The 23,418-nt window shown below is 33.4% G+C and carries 16 protein-coding genes; 3 read left to right on the top strand and 13 right to left on the bottom strand.

Features of this window, described 5'->3' with window-relative positions; translation table 11 throughout:
• The first annotated feature begins 229 nt into the window (after positions 1 to 229).
• On the top strand, positions 230 to 1,465 hold the full coding sequence (locus ACW2QF_RS00735; RefSeq protein ID WP_455714072.1) for a tyrosine-type recombinase/integrase: 1,236 nt from the start codon (positions 230 to 232) through the stop codon (positions 1,463 to 1,465).
• Positions 1,466 to 1,831: 366 nt separating this feature from the next.
• Positions 1,832 to 4,267, top strand: coding sequence for a hypothetical protein (locus tag ACW2QF_RS00730; protein WP_455714071.1), 2,436 nt, complete (start codon positions 1,832 to 1,834; stop codon positions 4,265 to 4,267).
• A 327-nt stretch (positions 4,268 to 4,594) separates the two neighbouring features.
• Here ACW2QF_RS00730 and ACW2QF_RS00725 read toward each other — a convergent pair whose 3' ends face one another.
• The 5 genes from ACW2QF_RS00725 to ACW2QF_RS00705 all read right to left on the bottom strand — a co-directional run bounded on the left by ACW2QF_RS00725 (position 4,595) and on the right by ACW2QF_RS00705 (position 12,267).
• The gene (locus ACW2QF_RS00725; RefSeq protein WP_455714070.1) at positions 4,595 to 6,433 is read right to left on the bottom strand and encodes an O-antigen ligase family protein; all 1,839 of its coding nucleotides are present in this window, start codon (positions 6,431 to 6,433) and stop codon (positions 4,595 to 4,597) included.
• 190 nt (positions 6,434 to 6,623) lie between these two features.
• A complete protein-coding gene (locus ACW2QF_RS00720; RefSeq protein ID WP_455714069.1) occupies positions 6,624 to 7,670 on the bottom strand; it encodes a hypothetical protein in 1,047 nt (348 codons plus the stop codon).
• A 417-nt stretch (positions 7,671 to 8,087) separates the two neighbouring features.
• A complete protein-coding gene (locus tag ACW2QF_RS00715) occupies positions 8,088 to 9,056 on the bottom strand; it encodes a hypothetical protein (RefSeq protein ID WP_455714068.1) in 969 nt (322 codons plus the stop codon).
• A 530-nt stretch (positions 9,057 to 9,586) separates the two neighbouring features.
• The gene (thrC, locus tag ACW2QF_RS00710) at positions 9,587 to 11,080 is read right to left on the bottom strand and encodes a threonine synthase (RefSeq protein ID WP_455714067.1); all 1,494 of its coding nucleotides are present in this window, start codon (positions 11,078 to 11,080) and stop codon (positions 9,587 to 9,589) included.
• Positions 11,081 to 11,286: 206 nt separating this feature from the next.
• Positions 11,287 to 12,267 carry a cell wall hydrolase gene (locus ACW2QF_RS00705; protein WP_455714066.1) on the bottom strand — a complete coding sequence of 327 codons (981 nt, stop codon included), beginning with the start codon at positions 12,265 to 12,267 and terminating at the stop codon, positions 11,287 to 11,289.
• Positions 12,268 to 12,753: 486 nt separating this feature from the next.
• Between ACW2QF_RS00705 and ACW2QF_RS00700 the strand changes: the two genes are divergently transcribed.
• Complete coding sequence (locus tag ACW2QF_RS00700; protein ID WP_455714065.1) at positions 12,754 to 13,584, top strand: hypothetical protein; 831 nt, start codon at positions 12,754 to 12,756, stop codon at positions 13,582 to 13,584.
• A gap of 164 nt (positions 13,585 to 13,748) precedes the next feature.
• Here ACW2QF_RS00700 and ACW2QF_RS00695 read toward each other — a convergent pair whose 3' ends face one another.
• The 8 genes from ACW2QF_RS00695 to ACW2QF_RS00660 all read right to left on the bottom strand — a co-directional run bounded on the left by ACW2QF_RS00695 (position 13,749) and on the right by ACW2QF_RS00660 (position 23,409).
• Positions 13,749 to 14,627 carry an ABC transporter permease gene (locus tag ACW2QF_RS00695; protein ID WP_455714064.1) on the bottom strand — a complete coding sequence of 293 codons (879 nt, stop codon included), beginning with the start codon at positions 14,625 to 14,627 and terminating at the stop codon, positions 13,749 to 13,751.
• Between the two features lie 4 nt (positions 14,628 to 14,631).
• Positions 14,632 to 15,552, bottom strand: coding sequence for an ABC transporter ATP-binding protein (locus ACW2QF_RS00690; protein ID WP_455714063.1), 921 nt, complete (start codon positions 15,550 to 15,552; stop codon positions 14,632 to 14,634).
• A gap of 1 nt (position 15,553) precedes the next feature.
• On the bottom strand, positions 15,554 to 17,812 hold the full coding sequence (locus ACW2QF_RS00685) for a hypothetical protein (protein ID WP_455714062.1): 2,259 nt from the start codon (positions 17,810 to 17,812) through the stop codon (positions 15,554 to 15,556).
• Between the two features lie 34 nt (positions 17,813 to 17,846).
• Positions 17,847 to 19,127: a sensor histidine kinase gene (locus ACW2QF_RS00680; protein ID WP_455714061.1), complete on the bottom strand. Its 1,281-nt coding sequence runs from the start codon at positions 19,125 to 19,127 to the stop codon at positions 17,847 to 17,849.
• Positions 19,051 to 19,746 carry a response regulator transcription factor gene (locus tag ACW2QF_RS00675; protein WP_455714079.1) on the bottom strand — a complete coding sequence of 232 codons (696 nt, stop codon included), beginning with the start codon at positions 19,744 to 19,746 and terminating at the stop codon, positions 19,051 to 19,053. The genes ACW2QF_RS00680 and ACW2QF_RS00675 overlap by 77 nt, the downstream gene beginning before the upstream one ends.
• 158 nt (positions 19,747 to 19,904) lie before the next feature.
• Positions 19,905 to 20,225 (bottom strand): DUF6142 family protein, encoded by a 321-nt coding sequence (locus tag ACW2QF_RS00670; protein ID WP_455714060.1) that lies wholly within the window; start codon positions 20,223 to 20,225, stop codon positions 19,905 to 19,907.
• Positions 20,222 to 20,695: a VanZ family protein gene (locus tag ACW2QF_RS00665; protein ID WP_455714059.1), complete on the bottom strand. Its 474-nt coding sequence runs from the start codon at positions 20,693 to 20,695 to the stop codon at positions 20,222 to 20,224. The genes ACW2QF_RS00670 and ACW2QF_RS00665 overlap by 4 nt, the downstream gene beginning before the upstream one ends.
• Before the next feature lie 179 nt (positions 20,696 to 20,874).
• Complete coding sequence (locus ACW2QF_RS00660; RefSeq protein ID WP_455714058.1) at positions 20,875 to 23,409, bottom strand: Ig-like domain-containing protein; 2,535 nt, start codon at positions 23,407 to 23,409, stop codon at positions 20,875 to 20,877.
• Positions 23,410 to 23,418: the final 9 nt, after the last annotated feature.

Genomic DNA, 23,418 nt, shown 5'->3' with positions numbered 1-23,418 from the left:
TCCCTATAATTATATGTATGCAATTTTATTATACAGAAAGATTGGTACAGAAACAATAAATAATCCATTAAGTTTCATTCTTGGTGTCACAATTGGTGTCACTTTTTTCCCATTGTAATTCCAACCATTTTATGGTAGATTGTACTCCTATGTTTTCTATAAATTTCACAGAATTGGGCATGATAACATTACATTTACTATTATTTTTATTAATTGGAGGTAATACAACATGTCCGAAGAATGTATACAATTACAGACGGATACACAACTAGCTACTACTACAAAGCAAAAACTCCCTCCAGGAATTACAAGGAGAAAAGATGGACGTTATCAAGGCAGATTTACCATTAATGGCAAGCGCTACACGCTTTATGATAAGAATTTACGTTTACTGAAGAAGCGTCTAGCAGATGCCAAATATGAAGCTGAACACGGATATTACTGTACTGGAGGTCAGATTACGCTGAACAGTTGGTATCAGACTTGGTTAGAAGAATACAAAAGTGTAGTTGTTAAAAACTCAACACTTCTATTATATACGACTAGCTACGAACGTTACATCACAGATGCTCTGGGTAATTATAAGCTACAGGATATTCGTACAATACACATTCAAAAACTTTATAACGACTTACAAAAAAGCGGTTTAAGTGTAGGAACCATACAAATTGTCCACGCAGTTTTATTCAATATCTTCAAATTGGCTCTTAAGAATGACATCTTAGTAAAAAATCCATGTGTCAGTGCTGAGATACCAAGAGAAGAAAAGAAAGAGCCCCGCGTATTAACAGCCACAGAACAAGAGATTTTCTTAGAGAATATCCGTGGCAATTATTATGAACCTTTGTTAAAGGTTGCGTTAGGTACAGGACTACGTATTGGCGAACTTCTTGGCCTCAAGTGGGAGGATATTGATTTTAAGACTTCAACAATTTCAATCTTTCGAACACTTTTGTATATGAAAGATCGCCAAACTGGACACTTTTGTTTTCAATTCCAAACACCTAAAAGTCGCTCCAGTAAACGAACCATACCATTAATACCTTCTCTTGCTATCTTACTTAAAGAACAACAGAAGTACCAACATGTACTCCAAATCGCTAGAGGTCCTTTCTGGACACCACTTACAAATATGGACAACTTAGTTTTTACAACTAAGAATGGCACTCCTATTCAAGAAGTTTATGTGGTTAAATGTTTGAATACTATTACAGATAAAATCAATCGATTGGAATATCATCAAGCCTTATATGAAAAACGCGATCCAGTTCCCTTTGTAAAGATTACGCCTCATACACTTAGGCACTCTTTTGCTACAAGAGCCTTTGAAAATGGCCTTGCACCAAAGACAGTACAAGAACTATTAGGGCATAGCAATATTAATCTAACCATGAACCTATACACACATGTTACGCAAGATGTTAAGGTTCATGAGATGGAAAAACTATATCACTTATTTAACTAAAGTCAAGTGTTTCTAATGCAAGTGGTGTAAAATTGGTGTAATTACCAATTTTTTATCGAAATCACCAATCTTGCAACCCCTTATATAACAAGGGTTTTCAACTCCAAATCTAAGCATTTTGAAAGATAATATTTCATAATGTTTCGGGACCATCTAATTAAAGAAAAATATCTCCAAAAAGCTCCTTAAAACCTAGTATTTATAGAGTCTATGAAAATAAAATTGATTGTGTTTGACACCAATTTTTAAAGGGGATTATTCTGCGTTAGTATCGAACATTCGAAGCAACTATGTAAATGTAATTGAGTAACTTACATAATTATACTATTTAAGTTACTTATGCAAAAGTTAGGAGGAAGAAAGAACATGAAAAAGAATTTCGTAAAGAAAAGTCTTGCATCTACACTTGCATTAGCAATGGTAGCAACAGCAATGCCAGGAGCTTTCACTACTGCATCTGCAGCTAAAGCACCTGCATTCAACAGAACATCTAAAACAATTTATATTAATGATAATGAAATCGGTAGCAAATTCGATTTCAACATCAGTAACAAAGTTAAGGGTTCTAAATACAAATGGACTACTTCAAACAAAGCTATTGCTACAGTTAACTCAAAAGGTTTAACTAAAGCTGGTACTAAAACTGGTGAAGCTACAATCTCTTGTAAAATCACTTTACCAACTAAGAAAACTAAAACTTTAAAAGCTACTGTAACAGTTAAAGAAAACGCTACAAAAGTTTGGGCTAAGAATGCTCCAGAAAACAATACTGTAGGAATTGGCGAAAATGTATTCGATTTCAACAGTTCATTCTCAACTGCTTCAGGTGCAAAAGCAACTGACTACAGAATGTGGGAAATCGATGAAGCTAGCAACACTGCTGGTGCTACAATCGGTAAAAAAGATGGTGTAGTATCAACTACTAAAGCTGGTGAATTCAAAGTTAGAGTAAGAGCTTACCAAAACAAAACTAAGTTAGCAGCTAACGATACAGTAGATTCAGAATGGATGACTATCAAAGTTGTTCCAGCTGTAAAATCAGTTGCTCAAACAGCTACAACTAAAGTTGCTGTAACTTTCGATGATAACATGAAAGATACAGTTAAAGCTGAAAACTTCTCAATCAAGAACAAAGCTACTAATGTAGTTTCTGCTGTTAAAGGAATTGAATTCTCTGAAGACGGTAAAGTTGTTACTGTTGAGACTTATGCAACATACGCTGATGGAGCAACTTATGTATTAACATATGGAGATAAAGAATTCGATTTCACTACTTCAATTGGTGAAGTTGCAACAATCGAAGTTAAAACTACTACAGTAGTTGAAAACAAAGCTACTGAAATTGAATATGTATTAAGAAATGCTAACGGTGTAGATATCACTGACGCTAAAAAATCTTCTGTAACTATCGAAGAAGTTGAAAATAAAGATGGTTGGTATAACACAACTGACGGAAAACTTACTATCTTCAACAAAGGAAGCGTAGCTAAGTTAAAAGTTACTTACCACACTTACAAATATGACACAGCTGGTAAGGAAGAAGGCGCTGTATCTGTAGAAGCTACTATTACTGCAATTGAAGAAACTGCAGCTACAATCGGTGCATACAAAAACTATGTTATCGCTGATAAAGCACCTAACTGGGATAAAGTAACTGAAAATAAAAATGTAATCGCTGTTGGTGAAGAAAAGAACTTATACTTAAAAGCTCTTGATTCAGAAAAAAATGATGTAACTGGTCTTACTTTTGAATCAGGTAACGATAACATCTTATTAGTAACTACAAATGGTGATCACGCTGTATTAAAAGCTGTTAAAGAAGGATCAACTGTAGTAGTTGTTAAGAATGAAAAAGGTTCTGTTCTTTGGACTTTACCAGTAGTAATCAAAGCTGAAAGAAAAGCTAACACTATCACATTAGCTAAGAGCTCAACTACATTAGTAACTGGTACTGATATCGCTACAGATACAATTGAAGTTAAAATCAAAGATCAACATGGTGATGATTTTGCAGTAGTAGGAAACTTCTCTAAACCAGAAGCTGTTAAAACATATACAAACGGACCTGTTGTTGACATTGATGCAACAGATGCAAATAAGATTTCTGTAGATGCTAGAACTGCTGATGCAGGTACTTACCAATACAAAGTAGCCTTAACTAGCGATGCTAACAAACTTACTGTATTAACAGTAGTTGTTAAAGAAAACCCTAATACAGCTGTTAACTCTTATAAATTAGACTTATCTACAAACACTGTAGACACTGTAGTTGATGAAGATACAACTGAAACTAAATCTGTAGCTGTTAAAGTAGTTGGATACGCTTCTGGTCTTCCAGTTGAACACTCTAAAGCTACAATCACTGTAACTGGACCAAACAACTACAAAGAAACTTATCAAGACAACTTTAGCTTTGACTATGTAACAGTTTCTAACGGAACTATCACTAAGTTAGCAAAAGGTACTTACACAATTACTGCTGAAAAAGATGGAAAAACTATCGCTAAAACTGCAATCGTTGTAAGTGATTCTCAAGTAGCTCCAACAGTAACTCTTAACAAGGCTACTTACGCTGGAACTGTAACTGGATCAGTTGTATTAGCTGCTATGCAAGAAAATTCAACAGTTAAAAACGCTGCTGGTAAAGAATTAAAAGTTGCTGACGGTGTTGGAATCGTTGCTGTAGACTACACAGATAATGGTTCTTCTGTATACGTTAAAACTGTAACAGTTAAAGAACAATTCGGTGCTAACTACTACGAACACACTGTAACAGTTGGTAAAACTATTACAATCAAATAATTAAAGTCAATAATTTTAATTATTTGCGAGTAAATGAATATCCCCTAGACAAGAATAATTCCTCTGTCTAGGGGATATTTTTTTAATTTGGTTAGTACAACACAAGTAAGCGGAGGTATTAGGTTATAGGTGTTGTATCTGTAAGCTTGTATTTTTGCCTTTTATCCATTTTTCTTTATTATTCAATCATACCTAACCTGATGCCAATTAATGCCCAGTATAAAGGTGATACAGCAATTAGTATAGGAATGTAAAACAAAAACTTCCATCAGCAAAGTGTTTTCTATTGCTGATAGAAGTTTTATGTTAACTAATTATAATAAATCCTTATAAAGATTCTAATTTTTTCTTACGTTCTCGTGTTTCCTTAATAATTCTATTACATGCAAATCCAACACCTAGTAAAATCCAGAATATAGGTGCGACACCAACATTCGAGTCATTAATAAGACCAGATACCATATAGCCAATTACGGCAACACAGATTAATACGCCAGTTTGCTCTATTAAGTTATCTAATGCTGACTTACGATATGTCATGATGCTTTGAATAATAAACATTAAGCATAATACGATAAATGCGATTGAAGATATTACGCCTGTCTCAACAGCCATCTGAAGGTATAAATTATGTGGTTTCGTAACAATCTGAGAATCGAAGCCGTTATTGTATTTACCTACGTAGTCATTCTGTGGGAATACATATACGAATGTACTAGGTCCTTCTCCTACTAGAATATAGTCTTTTAATAACGGTATTGTTCTAGACCATAAGTAACCTCTACCAGTGAATAATTGACCATAGTTTGTTAATAAGCTAGAATCTTGATCCTTAATTTGATCAAATCGTCCATACTTATTCATATAACTATAACCTTCTGTCTCTGTTTTGCTTTTAAAATACCAGGTATTATTATCAATAATAACTTCGCAACCGAAGATACCATCTTCACTTAAATAAACTGGTTTAACACTTAAAGAATTAAAACTTTCATCTTCTAATGTAAAAGTCATTGTAGTTTGATCATAATTAGCTTTAATATTATTACCCTCTTCGTCTGTTACGCTAAAATCAATTTTTCCTTCCTCATCTAATTCACATCGTAGAAGTACTGTTTTTCCATTATATTTGATTTCTACATAATCATGTTTCGTTTGAATTGATTCAAGAGTATGCGTTTGGTTTTTTACTGATAATGCGTTCTTTATACTGTTTAAGTAGGCATTATTTTGCATAGCATTAATTGTAAAGAACCCAGCTATAAGAACTACAAAAGCACCCGCTATAACTATCGCAATCTTTTTATTCGTAAAAATCTTTTTACGTAAAGAGATAATAACTAAAACACTAGTACCAGCAAGGGTTATGAGACCTGTTTTCGACTGTGAACCAAATACTGCGACAGCTAGTAATATGGTTAATATTCCACTAAATATTCTTTTGCGATTATCTTTTGAAAGAATTACTAACCCCATAGTTATCGGGAATAGCATAGATGCATATACCCCAACATAGTTTGGATTTAGCAATGTCATATAAACACGGTTCTTTTCAAATGTGAATTGCATTGCATCAATCGCTTCTTTGGATTTATTCGCTGAGATTAAGTATTTACCAACGGTAGTTGCTATTGGGTCAAGACCTAAAACTTGAAGTAATCCAATAAATGTTATAAGTGCAATTCCTATTAATAGAAATCGAAGTATTGCTTGTATATCGTCTTCCTTTTTTACAATATAATAAGAATAAAATAACAGGATACAATATGCTATTAACACTAAAGCAGTTTCAAACTGTTCATATGTACCGTTCCAAGCTACGTCACTATAAGATGATGTAAAGGAGCTTACCAAAACAAATATCGCATAGACTGCTAAAGGAATCTGCCATAATTGGAAATTTGTAAATGGTTTTTGTTTACTTGCAAATTGCTTATACAGTAAAATCGCCATTAATAAAAAACCGATTCCAATTACTATTATACTTTTATAGAATAAGAAGAAATCACTGGCTGTATTAGCATCTGGAAACCACGCTTCATTTGCAATAGAAGGTGTAAAGTTATATTCGTAAACTATAAGTGGTACTATAATAATTATAATAGCCAGCGGGATCAAAAGACTATTTATCTTATTATGTTTTTTTGAGTGTGAAACATTAGACATTTTTTAGACTCCATTCATAATTTTTTTAATCTAATTATACGCGATTTCCTTAAATTCTGCAACTGTCCAAGCACTTCCTTATTCTCTAGTCATATACTCTTCTCAGTTTACATGGGATAGAAAATACATGAACCTAAAAAAACGCCCTTTGGATTTACCAAAGGGCGTTTTCGATATTAAAACAAATCAATTATTTATTGTAAGTAATAGTTTCGCCTACTGCAACTTTATGAAGAAGAGTAACATCAGCAAATTTTTGTTCAACATAAACATTTTTTACGCTTATGCTATTTCCGAAATCTACATAATCACTTGATACGATGTTTAGTACTTCACCATTTAACTTAACTTCAACACAATCAGCAATTGCAGCTGCGATAGTAGTTGCAGAAGATGATTTCTTAGTTACATTTTTTGAAGGTGCAGCTTGTGAATCTGTAATAGTAAATGTCTTACCATCATATTTTGTAACGTCTTTTCCGCTTGCATCTTTGATAGTATATTGAGCAGTTACTTTGTATGTTCCTGTAGGAATTTTAACAATTGAAGTACCTGAAGTAGTGTAAGCGCTGAATACACCATTCTTTACTGTTTGTTTGTCAAATCCTGAAGGTCCTTCAACTGTAATTGTTGCAGTATTAGTAACATCTTTCACAGCAAGTCCATTAGCGTCTACTGTCACAACTTTGATGTTAAGGTCTAAATCAGATTTCTTTGAACTTGAAGAAAGTGTAGTATCAAGTGTAGTTTTAGAAACTTGTAGACTAATACCAGTTTCAACGCCAGCATCTTTAACTGTTACTGATAAAGTAACATATTTTGTAGTATCATTTTTTAATGCTACTTTGTATTTGTAAGTTTTTCCAACTTCTGTAGCTGTAGTAGCTGTAATAGAAAGAGATCCATCTTTTGCAGTTACAATTGAAGGCGCACCATCAAGTGCTGTAACTTCGAATAAATTGTCACCAGTCATAGTTTCATTATGTTGATTCTTAACTGTGACATTAATTAGTGTTTCTACTGATGAAGATTTAGCTACATTAACACTAGTTTTGTCTAAAACAAGGTAAGAAGCTTTTCCTTCAGCTTTTACTTCTACTGGTAAAGACCAAAGATAAACATCGTTACTTGTGTATACGTTAACATTTGCTGTTCCTTCTTTAACTGCTTTTAATTTAGCGTAATCGCCTTTATCATCTACTAATACTACATTATCATTTGATGATTTGAATTTCAAACCAGTAGCATCTTTTCCAGTAGAATCTTTTGCTTTAACGAAAAGATTTTTAACATCGTTTACGTTAAGTGTTTTAGTAGTAGTTGTTACTTTTGCCCAGTCAATTGAAGTTTCACTTTCTTTTACAAGTGTATATTTCTCAAATGTGCCATAAGTAGCTGCAGTTTTATCAACACATGTAATAACAGCTTCTACAGTCTTATTACCTTCTTCTGCACCTGTAGTAGTGTTATATTTTTGTGAATGATAAGTAAGTTTGAATTTAGCTGTAGAACCTTTTTCAAATAGAGTAAGTTCTTTGTTTGATGAATTGAAGAAACCACTCTTGTTTTCAACTTCTGTAAATTCAACTTGTGAAGCATCAACTGTATCAGTGATATCTACGCCGTTAGCATTCTTTAATACATATTTGATTTCTTAAGCTTCGTTTGGATAAACTGTTGTAGTTGCTAATTCAATTGTTTCAACAGCACCGATTGAAGTAGTGAACTCGAAATCTTTACCGCCGTAAGTTAATACATATGTTCCAGCATCTTCAAATTTACCATAAGTTGTTACTGTAACTTGTTTTCCATCCTCAGAGAATGAAATCTCTTTAACTCCATTTACAGCATTAGTTTTCTTATTAGTTACTGTAAAGTTTTCAGCTTTTACAGTTTCTTTCATGTTATCATCGAAAGTAACTAATACTTTGCTTGTAGCTGATTGAGCTACAGTCTTAACTGAAGAAACAACTTTAACTGTTAACCAATCTGAATCTACAGTATCGTTTGCAGCTAATTTAGCTTTGTTTTGGTAAGCTCTAACTCTAACTTTGAATTCACCAGTTTTAGTAGTAGCTACAACACCAGTTTTAGCATTGATAGTTGCACCAGCTGTGTTGCTATCTTTATCGATTTCCCAAGTTCTGTAGTCAGTTGCTTTAGCACCTGAAGCTGTTGAGAATGAGCTGTTGAAATCGTAAGCTTTTTCGCCAATACCTACAGTTGTTTCTGGAGCATTCTTGATCCAAACTTTAGTAGCATTTTCTTTAACTGTTACAGTAGCTTTTAAAGTTTTAGTTTTCTTAGTTTTGAAAGTAATTTTGCAAGTGATTGTTGCTTTACCAGTCTTAGTACCAGCTTTTACAACACCGTTTGCAGAGTTAACTTTAACAACTGATTTGTTAGATGTAGTCCATTTGTATTTAGAACCTTTAACAGTGTTCTTTACATTGAAGTTGTATGAGCTTCCAATCTCATTCTCATTGATGTAAAGTGTTTTTGCTTTCTTGTTTAATGCAGGAGCTTTAGCTGCTGATGCAGTTAACGCTGCTGGCGCTGATGTAGCTACCATTGCTAATGCAAGTGTAGTTGCAAGCGTTTTCTTAACGAAATTCTTCTTCATATTAATTCTTCCTCCTTAAATATATATGGTTGAGTATTATATTTTCCATGTTTCACAGATATTGGTGCATTTAACATTAATCTACTTGCATATGTAAGTGTTCCCTCAATCTATAAAACACAATGAAATATAATCTTTCCAATAACAAGTTGATTATAACAATATTCAATATAAAGGTCAAGTATTTTTCCAATATTTTTACTTATTGTCATATTTTGCAATATGTTCCCAAATGCAACAACTACGCTCATTTTAAGAACTTTCCTTCGTTTCTTGTAAAGATTATATCCAGGTTAAGGACACTTATTGAACATTCCTGTTCGAGATGTGATTCGTTGTATCCTCAACATGCTTATATAATGCACTTTCTTTGTGTCAAATTTATGTCACGCATTTGTCATAAGTGGATTATTTTTATTTCTGGGCAATTAACAACATTTTAACGAAAATAGAACTAAAAAGTGGTATAACATACTGCAACTCTTATGTCATACCACTTTCTTCTATAATAATATAATTAATACAAATCTCTATTTTGTTAAGTTCAAAATTGTCTCAACTGTGTCTTGCATCTTATCAGTATCACAAACTGTATCATGAAGAACTTTTGCACTTCTAATATCTTCAATTGCTTGAGGTACTTTTACTTTAGCAATAGTACTTAGCTCATCTACTAATTCAAAGTCTGTCATAGAAGCATATTTTTCATCGATTGCTTCCATTACACTTCTGGTAAACTTGTATGGACTAGCTGTCGATGCAATTACTGTCTTCGTTTCATCTTTACTAGTTTCTACATAATCTTTATATACAGCTGCTGCAACTGCGGTATGCGTATCAATTACATAACCCGTTTTTTCATATAAATCATGAATTGTTGATGCAGTTTTTGCTTCATCTGCATATCCACCGATGAAATCTGCAAGCTCCGCTTTCATATCATCCGTAATATCATATACACCCTCACTTGATAATGCTGTCATAAGATCTTTAGTCTTTGTAGCGTCATTTCCAGCTATTTTATAGATCAATCTCTCTAAGTTACTAGAGATTAAGATATCCATAGATGGAGATGTTGTTAAGATGAAATCTCTATTTCTATCATAAGTTCCTGTTTTGAAGAAATCATACAATACTTTGTTATCGTTAGATGCACAGATCAACTTACCAATTGGCAATCCCATGTTCTTTGCATAGTATGCAGCTAAGATGTTTCCAAAGTTACCTGTAGGTACAACTACATTCATCTTTTCTCCATCTGTAATCTCACCATTTGCTAATAAGCGACTATAAGCATATACATAATAAACGATTTGTGGTACTAGTCGGCCAATGTTAATTGAATTTGCTGATGAGAATTGATAACCAGCTTCACCCATTGTTTTTGCAAGGTCTCTATTATTAAACATGGCTTTTACACCACTTTGAGCATCATCGAAATTTCCTTTGATTCCAACTACATATGTATTGTCACCTTTTTGAGTAACCATTTGTTTTTCTTGAATTGGACTTACTCCATCTTTTGGATAGAATACGATAATCCTAGTTCCTTCTACATCTGCAAAGCCAGCTAAAGCAGCTTTACCAGTATCCCCTGATGTAGCTGTTAAGATTACGATATCATTCTTGACATCATTCTTTCTTGCTGAAGTAGTTAATAGATGTGGTAAGATGGATAACGCCATATCTTTGAATGCAATTGTTGATCCATGGAATAATTCAAGATAATATGCTCCATCTGCTTTTACTAATGGTGCGATCTCTTCTGTGTCAAACTTTGAATCATACGCTTTATTAATACAATTCTTTAATTCTTCATCTGTAAAATCAGTCAGGAATAATCTCATAACTTCATAGGCAGTTTCTTGATAGCTAAGTTTTGCTAATTCGGCAAGTGGCATAGTTAATTTAGGTATGGAAGTTGGTACGAATAACCCTCCATCATCTGCTAAACCCTTTAAAATTGCCTCTGATGCTGTTACTGTTACATCTTCATTTCTTGTACTTTTGTATAAGAGATTCATCTTCGCTCATTCCTTTTCTTATTATTTTATAGTAAGACATACAGAATTTAAATTCCATGTAGTTCTTAATCTTAATTATGTAGTTACGAGGTATCTGTCGCTATGATACACATCATACTTAAACTGCATTATAACATATCGCGCTATCACAGTAAAGTGCTAAATATGAGAAAACGGTAAGGATACTATTCCTTACCGTAATTCTCTTACTTATAAAATTCGTGGCCTCCATATTTGAATAACCATGTCAAATGGGTATCAAACCAATTCATGTTACTCTTGTTGGCCTTACTTCTTGCCGAGAAATATAATGCCCCTTGTGATTCATCTTCACCACTTAATACTCGTTCCACTGCTTTTCTAGTTGAACTAGAGATATCAACGGACCAGTACCTCCCATCTGCAATAGGGGAGAATTGATACGTATCACCATTTTTTTGGAATACTACCTCCTTCACCGTATCAGGGAATTGGTTACTCTTCACACGATTCAGTATTACATTAGCTACTAGCATTTTACCTTTAATGTCTTCGCCTGTCGCTTCGGCTTCTACTATTCTAAGTAATACTTTTTTTTGATCAGATCCTAAACTTATTGTTTGAACTGTTTTTTCTTTTTCCTTTTTGCTTGCAGCTGCTTTCTTCTCTTTCTTATCCTTTTTCTCACTATCCTGATTCTTTGTCGTAGCTTTTTTCGCTACAACCGCCTGTTCATCTTCGCTCTTACTATCTTCTGCTTCTTTATCATTCTTATCAACTACGTTCTCTGATGCAACACTTCTCGAAAATTCTTTCATTACGGTTTGTCCCATAAGTGCTGCTCGCTTATCTGCTGCAATAATCGTACGATTTACGATTTCTAAGCTGTAGTTTTCTGTATTGTCTGCGACTTCTCCTCCTAGCACGTTCTGTGCTAATATATTGACGTTTTCATTCTCGGCTTGTAGTTGTGCTTTTTTTGCTGTCTCTTCCTTTGCTTCCTCGAAAGCTTCATGTGTTACAGATGCTGCTTTCGCGTATGCTTCTGGCATCTTTTTGCCTTTAGCAAATGAGCTGTCTACATAAAGTACTAATATAACTGCTGCCATTGCATATGCTGTAATCATAAGACATGATTTATAGCATTCAACACCAGAGTATTTCATATTATCCTTTATGCGGTGAAGAAACGAGTGTATTTTTAGCATGCATACTACCTCTTTTCTTATTTTTTTTGTGCCCCGCCTAAGCACATTTGCATTATATCATCTAGTAATTTGATGTCAATAACTCCTTCTATATTTTGGAGAATAGGATATCTACTTCCCTTGGTTTCAAAAAATCAAGTGTAAAATTCGCTAATTAAAATTGTTAAGCAACTGTTATTTTTGTTTCATTTCACGGTAGATTATTTAACAATTCATTAATTAGTTATTAACTATTTTATGTGACATTTTTAGTTTTTATTCAATTTTTAAGTGTTTTTTATTATTTTAATAGCAAAAAGTTGCGTTTTTACAAGCTTTTTCTTTATTTTCTTCCCTTTACCACCTCCTGCTTCATTTAACAATTTGTTAATAATTATATTCATAATTTTTTGATTTTATGATACTTTCAAGTGAATTTTATTACTGTTATTCTTGGACTTTCTTGTCCTACTCCTTATGTTATGCTATACTCTGATTGAGGTGATTATGATGCCAATACTTCCTGGTGTGTATCAGGCAACTAAAAAAGATGGATCAATTTATTATCGTACTTCTTTTACTTACAAGAATAAACATATAAGTCTTGGAAGCTACCTTACCCCTGAAGAATCACATGCCGCTTACCTAGAAGCTGTTGCTATTACAAAAGATTCTTCTATTACATTAGATTCCTATATTCAACAAGAGCATATCCTATCCTTTGATAAATGGGTTGTACTTATAAATTTTCGAGATAATGGATTATACTTCAAAAATCCAATATACCTTAAGGATCGATACTTTCTATATTACCTAAGTCACACTGAAGTACTTAAGTTTGATGTTGATGATTTGTTCTATTATTCTAATCACAAAATCATGAAACGTGGAAATCATTTATTTGTAGCTGACTATGGTATGCAAGTAAGTATTCTTTCCCGATATGGGATTCATAGTTTTTCGGTTGCTGGTAGGGATTATCAATTTGCAAATGGTGATAGCACAGATTACCGATACGGAAACATAGAGATTATAAATCGTTACATGGGAGTACGTAGAGAATTGATAAATGGCCTTTATCAGTATATAACCAAAATTCATATAAAAGGTGATTTTATTGTAGGAAGATATCCTACTGAGATTGAAGCTGCAGTTGCATATAACAAAGCAGTTAACTTCTTGAAAGAGCACGGAATGAAAAAGAATTTTGTCACAAACTATATTGAAGAGCTTGATGAGATTGCTTATGCCGCCATGTACAATCGTGTGCGGATTAGTAAAAATCTACGTTCTTTTGTTGCTGAGTCCAATGGCCTAAATAATTTTGTAAATTTTTAATTTACTACTATCTTTTTTTAAATTATGTGTTATAATTAAATTATATTTTTTCTTCTTCCATTTTCATAGTTCTAACAATGAGACTATTTATGAGTTTTCATTGAATGAATGCGAATCACCAAGTGTATCTTCCTACACTTGGTGATTTTTTTATGTAATTAAACTTATTTTTTTATTCGATCAATATTCTTTGCACTTAGGTGTATCAATACTATTCCAATTACCATCTGTATCACTACACTAGTTATTACCCAATGTTCTAATACAAAGGAATTACAACTTCCCACTTTATTAACATAACTAGTAAACAAACTTCCATTCCCTGTCTGTTCCATCAACAATGCAACTACCGTGACCAACGGGTTGATTAACAAGATCCAAACAGCGTTCTTAAGATCCGTTACAATTGTAATTGCTTCTGTAGCAAATTCATCATAATTAATCTGTTTACTAACAATAAGATAGAGAATTCCCAGCACAATTGCAGTTCCGATGACTAAAAGAAGAATTGTTACATATGTCATCACCGTTGATTTAGCAGTATTCTCACTATACGATGAGAAGAACAAACCTATACTTCCAATAAAGATAGCTTCCAAGAAACATACAATCACATAAAGAACAATATCAATTAATGATAAACCACCCACACTAAATACTACCGCTGTTATTGGCAAACTTGATACGATCAACAATACCATGGTGCTAACAGAAGCACTTAGTTTACCAATTATAATTGTTAAAGGATTCTTACTGGTTGTTATTAACACATCGAAAGTCTGTCTTTCTTTCTCTCCTGTTATGGTTCCTGCTGTAAATGCTGGTATAATTAGTAATAATAAAGCAAACTGAAAAACCCCAATTAATATGTATAGCAACAGTGTATCATGATATTTTGCTGTGCTATGTTTTGCACCGTAGGTTGATAAGAATGCAATTGCAACTAAGATGACAAGTCCCAGATTGTATCCTACAATAAGTAGCATCAGCTTAGGAGAACGAGCCCGAACCTTTTGTTCCTTTTTGAAAATCGGATTATTCATTCACCTACTCTCCCTTCGTTATTCGTAAAAATAATTTTTCAAGATTACCTTCTTCTCTTGCAAAATAGCAGATTCTAGCACCATTTTGTATCAATGTTGTCAATAGTTTTGCTTCTTCCATTGAATCACCTTCAAATCTCATGGTTGTTTGAGTCCCATCAATTGTTAGGTTACTAATTAGCACATGAGAACCTAGGTATTTTAACAAACTGGAATTCACCTCTGTAAATCGGATTCGTAATGGTTTTGATTGCTCCTCCATCTGTAATATATCTTCTACAGGTCCTTGTGTTACCATCTTTCCATTATCTACAATTCCAATATGTGAGCACATCTGAGAAAGATCCTGAAGTATATGGGAACTAATTATTATGGTCATGCCTTTTCCTTGTAAGATATTAAGAATGTTTCTTATATCATTACGGCCTCTTGGATCAAGACCAGAAGTAGGTTCATCTAATAGAAGTAATTCTGGTTCAGAGAGCAAACATCTAGCAAGACAAAGCCGTTGCTTAATACCTCTTGATAAATCATCTACATATTCATCTTTCCTAGAAAGCAAGTTCACTAATTCTAAGTTTTCTTCTACCTTATTCTTCGCCTCTTTTCCTTTATATCCGTACATTTGTGTATAAAAGTCCATATACTCATATACTTTCAGATTTTGATATACCCCAAAATAATCTGGCATATAACCGATCTTAGTATGTGATCTTCTTTCTTTGGTACTTGTTTGCTTACCATCTACTAGAACAGAACCATAATCAAGTTCTAGCAATCCCGCTATTATCTTAATCAATGTTGTCTTACCTGCCCCATTAGGTCCCACTAATCCGAATAGCTGACCTTTTTCTATATGTAGATTCATGTTATCAAGCACCGTATGTCTTCCATATTTCTTACATAGATCTTGAAGTTCTAGCATCTTAATTTCCTTTCTTAATGGCCGTTAGTTTTGGAATTGTTATTGAATTGCTATTCGCACTATTTTGAGATACTTCATAACGAACTCTTAAAACATTCGAGTCGCCTAGGTAGTCTTCTAAGTGATCCATTCTGGTTTCTTCCCCACTTGTTATTACCTTATCATATTCCCCAGTCCTTCTATTATAGAAATATGCTGTTCCGTAAAATCCCATCCATAGATCATTTATATTTGTATCATCTACATAAAACTCCGTATTATAGTACTTTGAATATTCAATTTGCTTTATATCCTCATTTCCAAAATCGTAATCAACTATAAGACTATCGGATTCCATAATATCCATCTCTTGATAGTAGTCGCCACTCACAACAGACATATACTGTTTGATCGATGGCTGAAAAACATCTCCGTTGCCGATATTATAGTCCACTGGAAGATCTTTAACAATCAAATGAGAGCTAAGCTCAACCTGACTAATATCACTATTGTCTAATATAGAATCCCCATTCGATTCTTCTGTAAATGCCATCAAATAACTTCCTTCCGGATTCGTTATTAGCCATTCACTCATTACATACTGAATTAAATCATATTTTACATTCGACTGGATTTCATCATATTCAAACCTATTGTTAATTACTTTTGTAAGATTCTTGATACGACTATCCAATCCATTTGTATAAAGTAAATCATAAGATGGAATATATTCATACTGACAATCTTTAAGTTCTATTGATTCTCCATCTAACAAATCACCAATATAAATAAGCATTTGATTGCTAACGATACAAGCATTACTCAAATCCATCCCTGTATTGTTGGTAAATATACCTAATATTCTATAATTTGCACATGTTAATAATTCTGACGATTGCTTTACTTCTATATCTTCTGGTAGATATGAATTATCAATTTTTAAATAAAGTGGTTGAAAGGCTCTAGTAGAACTTTTATTTGTAATGTTTTCTTCATCTGTAGAACTTTCTACATTCATAGAAAACTCCATATTTGAACGATTGTTATCGGTAGATAATTGATAATAATCACTTTGTGTAAATAGTGGTTGAAGATTTTTAGAATTATCTGCTTGAACTGTTACTGTCGTTTTGGTGGGATTTACTACTGCAAAATATGTTGCTTCATTGGTATACCCATCCTGTGCTATCTGAGTAACTTTCACATATCTTAGATAAGCATCTTCAACCCGAGTAGACTTTCCTAATCCATAAACAATAACTAAAAATACAGCCGATATCACAGGTACAATTCCCAGATACCAAACTCGACGATTTTTCCTTTTCAAAATGCCATACAACACAGGTCCGATTACTATTATATATAGAAGAAACACGATTATATATTTGGACATATCTGGTGTCTTCGATACAACTTCTGCATTGATACTAGTCTTTACCAAGTCATCTGTTGGTCCTGATAAAAATAATTTTGGGTTTATACCAAGCTCTTCAACATATTCCGTTAGCTTACTTATGTTTTTCATCTTTGGAACAGTAATATATCTTCCAAATCCATAATCCCCTGTACTATCCTTGTAATCTACTGGCTCTTCTATTAATAAAGTTCCTCCATTTTGTAACCAATTATCTAGTTTTGATACCACCGATTCTTCTAGATGTTTTATCTCTTCTTCATTAAGGAAAATACAATCAATTAGATTAAGGTTGTCAAATGGATCCGCTAATTCATCTGAATATAACTGGAACACTTGCATTTTCCCTTTGCTTACAACTGTCTCTGTTTGCATATTCTCATCAAGTATGCCAATATACTGAACATCATAGATTCTACTCGCTTCTACATCTGCTATCTGAGAAACTTGTATATCTTGCTCCTTATCTAACAAATGAACTAGGAACTTCATATTCTCATAAACCACAGGTATCTGCGTCTCATATTCAATATGTGAATTCGAATCTACTGAAACCTTCTGATTATACTTAGTCGATGTATTATCATAAGGAACTTCAATTTGTAGATACCCTTCAAAAGGTTTTTCCTGCGTATGTACCTCAATATTTACGTGCATTTCTTTCCCTATTTTAGCATAGTGATTTAGCCCGTAAGTTACTTTAATTTGAACATTTTCTTCCTCATCCTTAAGAACTACAGGATAATTATATGTCAGATTATCACTTGTATTTGTTAAAGATTCTTTTCGTGTAAACACACTACAACTTGTGAGTAACAATGTTACAATACACAACAGTATGCTATATCGTTTCTTCCTTGACCACATATCTATCTCCTAACTTAAACTATTGGATAAATTACTATATCGCTTTATTCAGAGTTACGGTAAATGTTGTCCCACCTATGTTACTCGTTGCTGTAATTGATCCACCGTGCATCACTACAATATTTCTAGCGATTGCTAATCCTAAACCAGTTCCCCCTGTCTCGCCTGATCTAGAACTATCTACACGATAAAATCGTTCAAATATATGTTCAATATCATCTTCTGGTATTAATTGTCCGTAATTTGTAATACGGATCTCATATGTATCTTCTTTTTCTTCTAAATATACTTCTACTTTTTCCCCTGCTTTTCCATATTTTGCTGCATTTCCATATAGATTAGCAAATACTCGTGCTAGCAAATCACCATCTCCACATACAACAGCTTTTGCTACTTTGGTATGAAATGAATATTCTAAGTTAGATTCTTTAAATATCGGATAAAACTCTTCTGCTATTTGTTCAAGCAGTTTTACCATATCAAGATCACAGTTTCGTATTGTAACCTTCCCAAAACTATATTGGGTATACGCAAACAAATCTTCTATAAGACTCTGTAATCGTTTTGCTTTATGATAAGCAATATTCACATAATTCTTCTTCATCTCCTCATCTGTTCCTTTGCCTAATCGGACAAGATCGAGATATCCAATTATTGAAGTTAATGGAGTTCTTAAATCGTGGGCAATACTAGTAATCAATTCATTCTTTGATCGCTCATTCTCTTTTTGAATGGCTATCATCTGCTGTATATTTACAGATAAACAATTTACGGTATCCGCTACAGAAGATAATTCATCCTTATAACGAATGGGTATCTTAGTTTCAAAATCCCCCCCTGCAATTCGGCTAATTCCTTCTGTAATCTCTTCTATGTATCGATAATATCTCTTAATGTAGTATATAAATAGGAAAGTAAACAAAACTGCTCCTGACACCAAACAAATAGCTGCTATCACAAACGTACTGTTATTACCAAGAGTTGTATTTGGCCTCTCTTCTTCTGGGTTAATTTCTCCTATGGTTGAGTTATTATTCAATATAGTATACTTCTTCTCTTCTTGGGTCACATCAATTTTCATCTCATTACCAGATTGTTTCGGCCTAAATATATACCCTCCTAAGTGAAAGATACCAAATACCATCATTTCTATCAGTATTGTAATCATTAGACTAAGTATTGCATAACGAATAATTCTAGCTTGAAAACTTTCTTCTTTATTATATTTTTTCACAAAGTTAATCAATTTTGTATCCCACTCCCCATACAGTTTTGATAATCTGTGTTTCTCTAGAATCCAACTCAACTTTTTCACGTATTCTTCTTATATGTACCATTACTGTATTATTTGCTTCCAATATTTTTTCGTTCCATACCCGCTCGAAAATCTCTTCTGTACTGAAAACTTTTCCTTTATTCGATGCTAATAAATACAAAATCTCAAATTCAATTGGTGTCAATTTCACATCTCGTTCATAAGCCTTAACAGAATGTGTCTCTCTATTAATAAATAGATTTGGTAATTGAATGATTTTTTCTTGCTTATCACCAGCTTGCCCATTATTCAATTGCGTATATCTACGTAGTTGGGATTTTACTCTTGCAATCAATTCTAGTGGATTGAATGGTTTTATTACATAATCATCTGCTCCAGTTGCTAGTCCCATAATCTTATCCGTATCTGTTGACTTTGCACTAAGCATAATGATTGGTACCGCATTATCTTCTCGAATCATTTTGCATAACTGAATTCCATCTATTCCTGGCATCATAATATCCAATATTACAAGATGCACTTCTTCCTTTTCAAGTACATCTAACGCCTCTCTTGCATGATATGCTTTAAAAACTTGATAGTCTTCTGCTACCAGATGAATCTCAACCAAATCTGCTATCTCTTTATCATCATCTACTATAAGTATTGTCATTTTTATCCCTCTCTAAATCGTATCTATATCCCAACAATATCAGTTCACTAGTATATTTATAATCTCATCATATCATAAAATTAATTGTACAAGTCTTACTTTTTCCTTACAATATTCCTTTATTTAAATAGGTCGACGATACCAATTTGACACCGTCGACCTATTTAAATTCCTACTATATATAATAGAAGAAACACGATTAAAAAACAACCATTTAATAATATTCCTGCAATAGGAAAACGATAATAGATCTCCTGCTTATGGAATGCAAGAACAGAAAGTACGAATCCTATTATATTAATTACAAACATTCCAAGTCCAACAAGACCGATCCATATCCCAGCGTTACCTTCACTTGTGCTTGAGATATAGAACAGGATGCTCATAGCAATTAATACAACGAAAGCTAATATAACTCCTATTATTCCTTGCAAAGGATGGTACTTGTCCGAGAACTTGAATTCATCTTTCTTTTTCTTTCTCATGTTCGTCTCCTCCTATTAGATAAGGCACTAATACATTTATGACCGATTGCAAACAAAATATATCCAATTATTCCACCCATTAGATTCATGAATATATCATCTACATCAAAAGTCCCCACCTGTAGAATTAGCTGCATAATCTCAATGAATAAAGTAAGTTCAAAACTTAATAATGCAATATTTAAAAACTTTCGATTTCGTGGACTTATAGCTGGAAGGATAAATCCAAATGGTATGAAGGCTACAACATTTCCAACAATATTAATCATGAAACTTGTAAAACCTACTTCTCTTCTATATACAATAAATCTCTTTATCTCTTTAAATAGCTGTAAATTATATCGATATTCTCCTCCCATGACTCTACCAAATCGTTCACTAAAGAACAAAAAATATGTCAAGGCAACCATATATATAATAAAGAAAATCCACAGCAAGACTCTAATAACTTCCTTTGTCTTCCTATTCAAGGATTTCACACTCCTCACCTTATTGGACGATATTATTATAAAATCATTCAAATATTGCATAATATATCGACCCTTATACGCAATTACATCCTTCTAGTAAATACTGGAAGGATGTAATTATAGAAACATATTAATTATAAATCATTGCTTCACAAAGGTAAAGAGGAAATAATTTCTTTCTACCTAACTGCAATTGCCGAATCAGAAATAATAGCTGGATTTCCAGCAGAATCAACTAAATTACTGTTGATTAAAAGATAAATTCCACTAGTTCCTGATAGGGCTGAGTTTAACGAGATTGTCACGTATACATCTGAAACTGCCGGGCTACCAGCTTGTGAGAGAACATTTCCATTCTGCGTTACGCTACAGCTTAGATTTCCTCTTACAGCCTCAGTGAATGTTAATACAATCGTTGAATTGGATGTCAATACAGCTGACACAATAGTAGGCGGATTATTTTCTTTTAATGTTACTTGAATTGGATTTGATGTAATAGAACCATAACTTCCTCCATAACCCATAACATTACCAATTGTCAATTCATATTTTCCTGTACTTGCAATTGAAGCAATCGATACCTTTAATTGTACAACTGCCTTATCTTTATCATTCTGTGTCAATGTTGCTGACTCAACCACTACACCGTTATTAAAGGTATAATTACTTGCTTTCGTTGCTGTAGCCACATCTAGCTTATTTCCAAATACTACATCAATAACACTATTGTCGTTCGTAGCCTGGGTTACACTTGTTGGTGCTGGCAATGCGTTACCACTTGGTGTCGTTGAGGTTTCTGTCTTAATAATCGCAATTGTTTCTGCCGTATTATTCGGTATATCATCTTCATCCGTTACGAATGCAGCTGGTAATGTTACTACATACGTTCCTACTTGACTCATACTATCCGCATCAAGTATAACCTTAACAACATTGTCCGTTACAAATGCTTGATAAGGAATTGTTATTGAATACGTAGAGGTATATGTTGTACCTGTGTAAGTTACTGTAACCGTTCCTGACAATGTACCTTTACTTAGTGCTAGCTTGACATTTTCTGAATAGTTCAACGTAATCATGTTAGTCTTACTATCCGTTACGTAATCGACTAGCTTTGGTGCTTCTGACATTTCACGAATTGTAAAGCTAATTGTTCGTGTTACATTGGTATATTGCTCTGAACTTGATACATTGTATCCACTAAAGCCTGTTACAGTTACTGACTGTCCTCCTGTTAATGTCGCTACATAAGATGGAATCGTATAGGTTACTACTTTCTTATCTTTGGAATCCACTTTACCTGTACAAGAATAACCTTGTACATATAGCGTACCTGGCTTTTCAATTGCACGATCATAAGTTGCTGTTATTGTGTAGTATGAAGTACGCTCAATATTCAGTAGTTTAGCTTGTGGTTTCGTAGTTGTATCGCTAATTACTTGCATGGATATGGATTCAGGATTCGTCTTGTTGCCCGCCAGATCTTCAATGCCTTTTACTAATACATAAATTACCTTATTCTTATCATTGGTATTAATGTTATTCATATTCACTATGATTGATGTTCTATCTTCTGACAACTGATAGATGGATTTATTCTTTAATACCGCTGTTGAAAGTGCATTCATAGAAACGCCATCTGCTCGAGAAACAGATTCAATGGTCATTCCCGTAAGTGCAATTGGTTCGTTAAAATTGATGGAAGCTAGTAAACCTGTTTCATCTACCGTTGTATTAATGTATTTAGGTGCTTCCGTATCCTCTAGTTCTACTGTCTTTACGTATTTATTAACTAGTTTCTCTGATTTTGTTCCAAGGTTTTTAATTGTTATCTCATATTTCCCTTTAAACGGCATCTCACTGGTTAATGTTAATAAAGTACAATCTGTTGAGAATTCTCCTGTAATCTTGCCATAAGCATTCGCTTGCTTACCATAATCATCTCTTAGTACAAGGAAGGAGATATTATCTAGCAATGTATTAGATCCATCAAGATTGAATACGGTATCTGGATTGATTGGATCACTGAATGCAATCTGAATCACCGTTGCACTTACTTGATTCACACTGATGACCTCTGCTGTATCACCTACTACATACAAATTCATAGCATCATTCACAATACCATTATTTGCATTTGATCGACTTGTCCCGGTTGTAGCTATTAATCTTGTTAGCCCTTGTTTCTTAGCGGTAACAACACCTTTTGAATCTACTGTAGCTATGGAAGTATCTTCAACTGTCCAATATGTACGATCTGTAGATTTTGTAGGTGTTAACTTTCTGTTAAAATCATACTGCTTTCCTACTTCAAGAGTTTGGCAATTGTTTGAATTCAGTTTCTTATTACTAATTGTTACGTTAGTTGCTGGAACACGTACTGTTACTGCACACGTAAGTGTCCTCGTTTTCTTAGATGGTAATGTAATCTTGCAACGAATTGTTGCACTTCCTCCATCAACCGCTTTTACTACACCATTTTTATTAACTGTAGCAACTTTTTTGTTAGAAGTGGACCAACTGTATTTTGATCCACTTCTCTTGTTCTTAACACTTAAGTTATAGGTATCACCCTTATTAACCAAGGTAAGCACTGATTTATTAAGCTTTGGAGCTGCTGCAGCTTGGAGCGATAAGCCAAGAGGTTGAATTACCTGTACCAGTAAGAGCACGATTAGTAAATAGGCTATTTTCTTTCGTCTCTTATGTTTCATTCATTTCCT

The organism is Anaerosporobacter sp. (genome assembly GCF_965301125.1).
The sequence above is the reverse complement of the archived record's forward strand: the minus strand, read 5'-3'. Positions and strand labels throughout refer to the sequence as shown.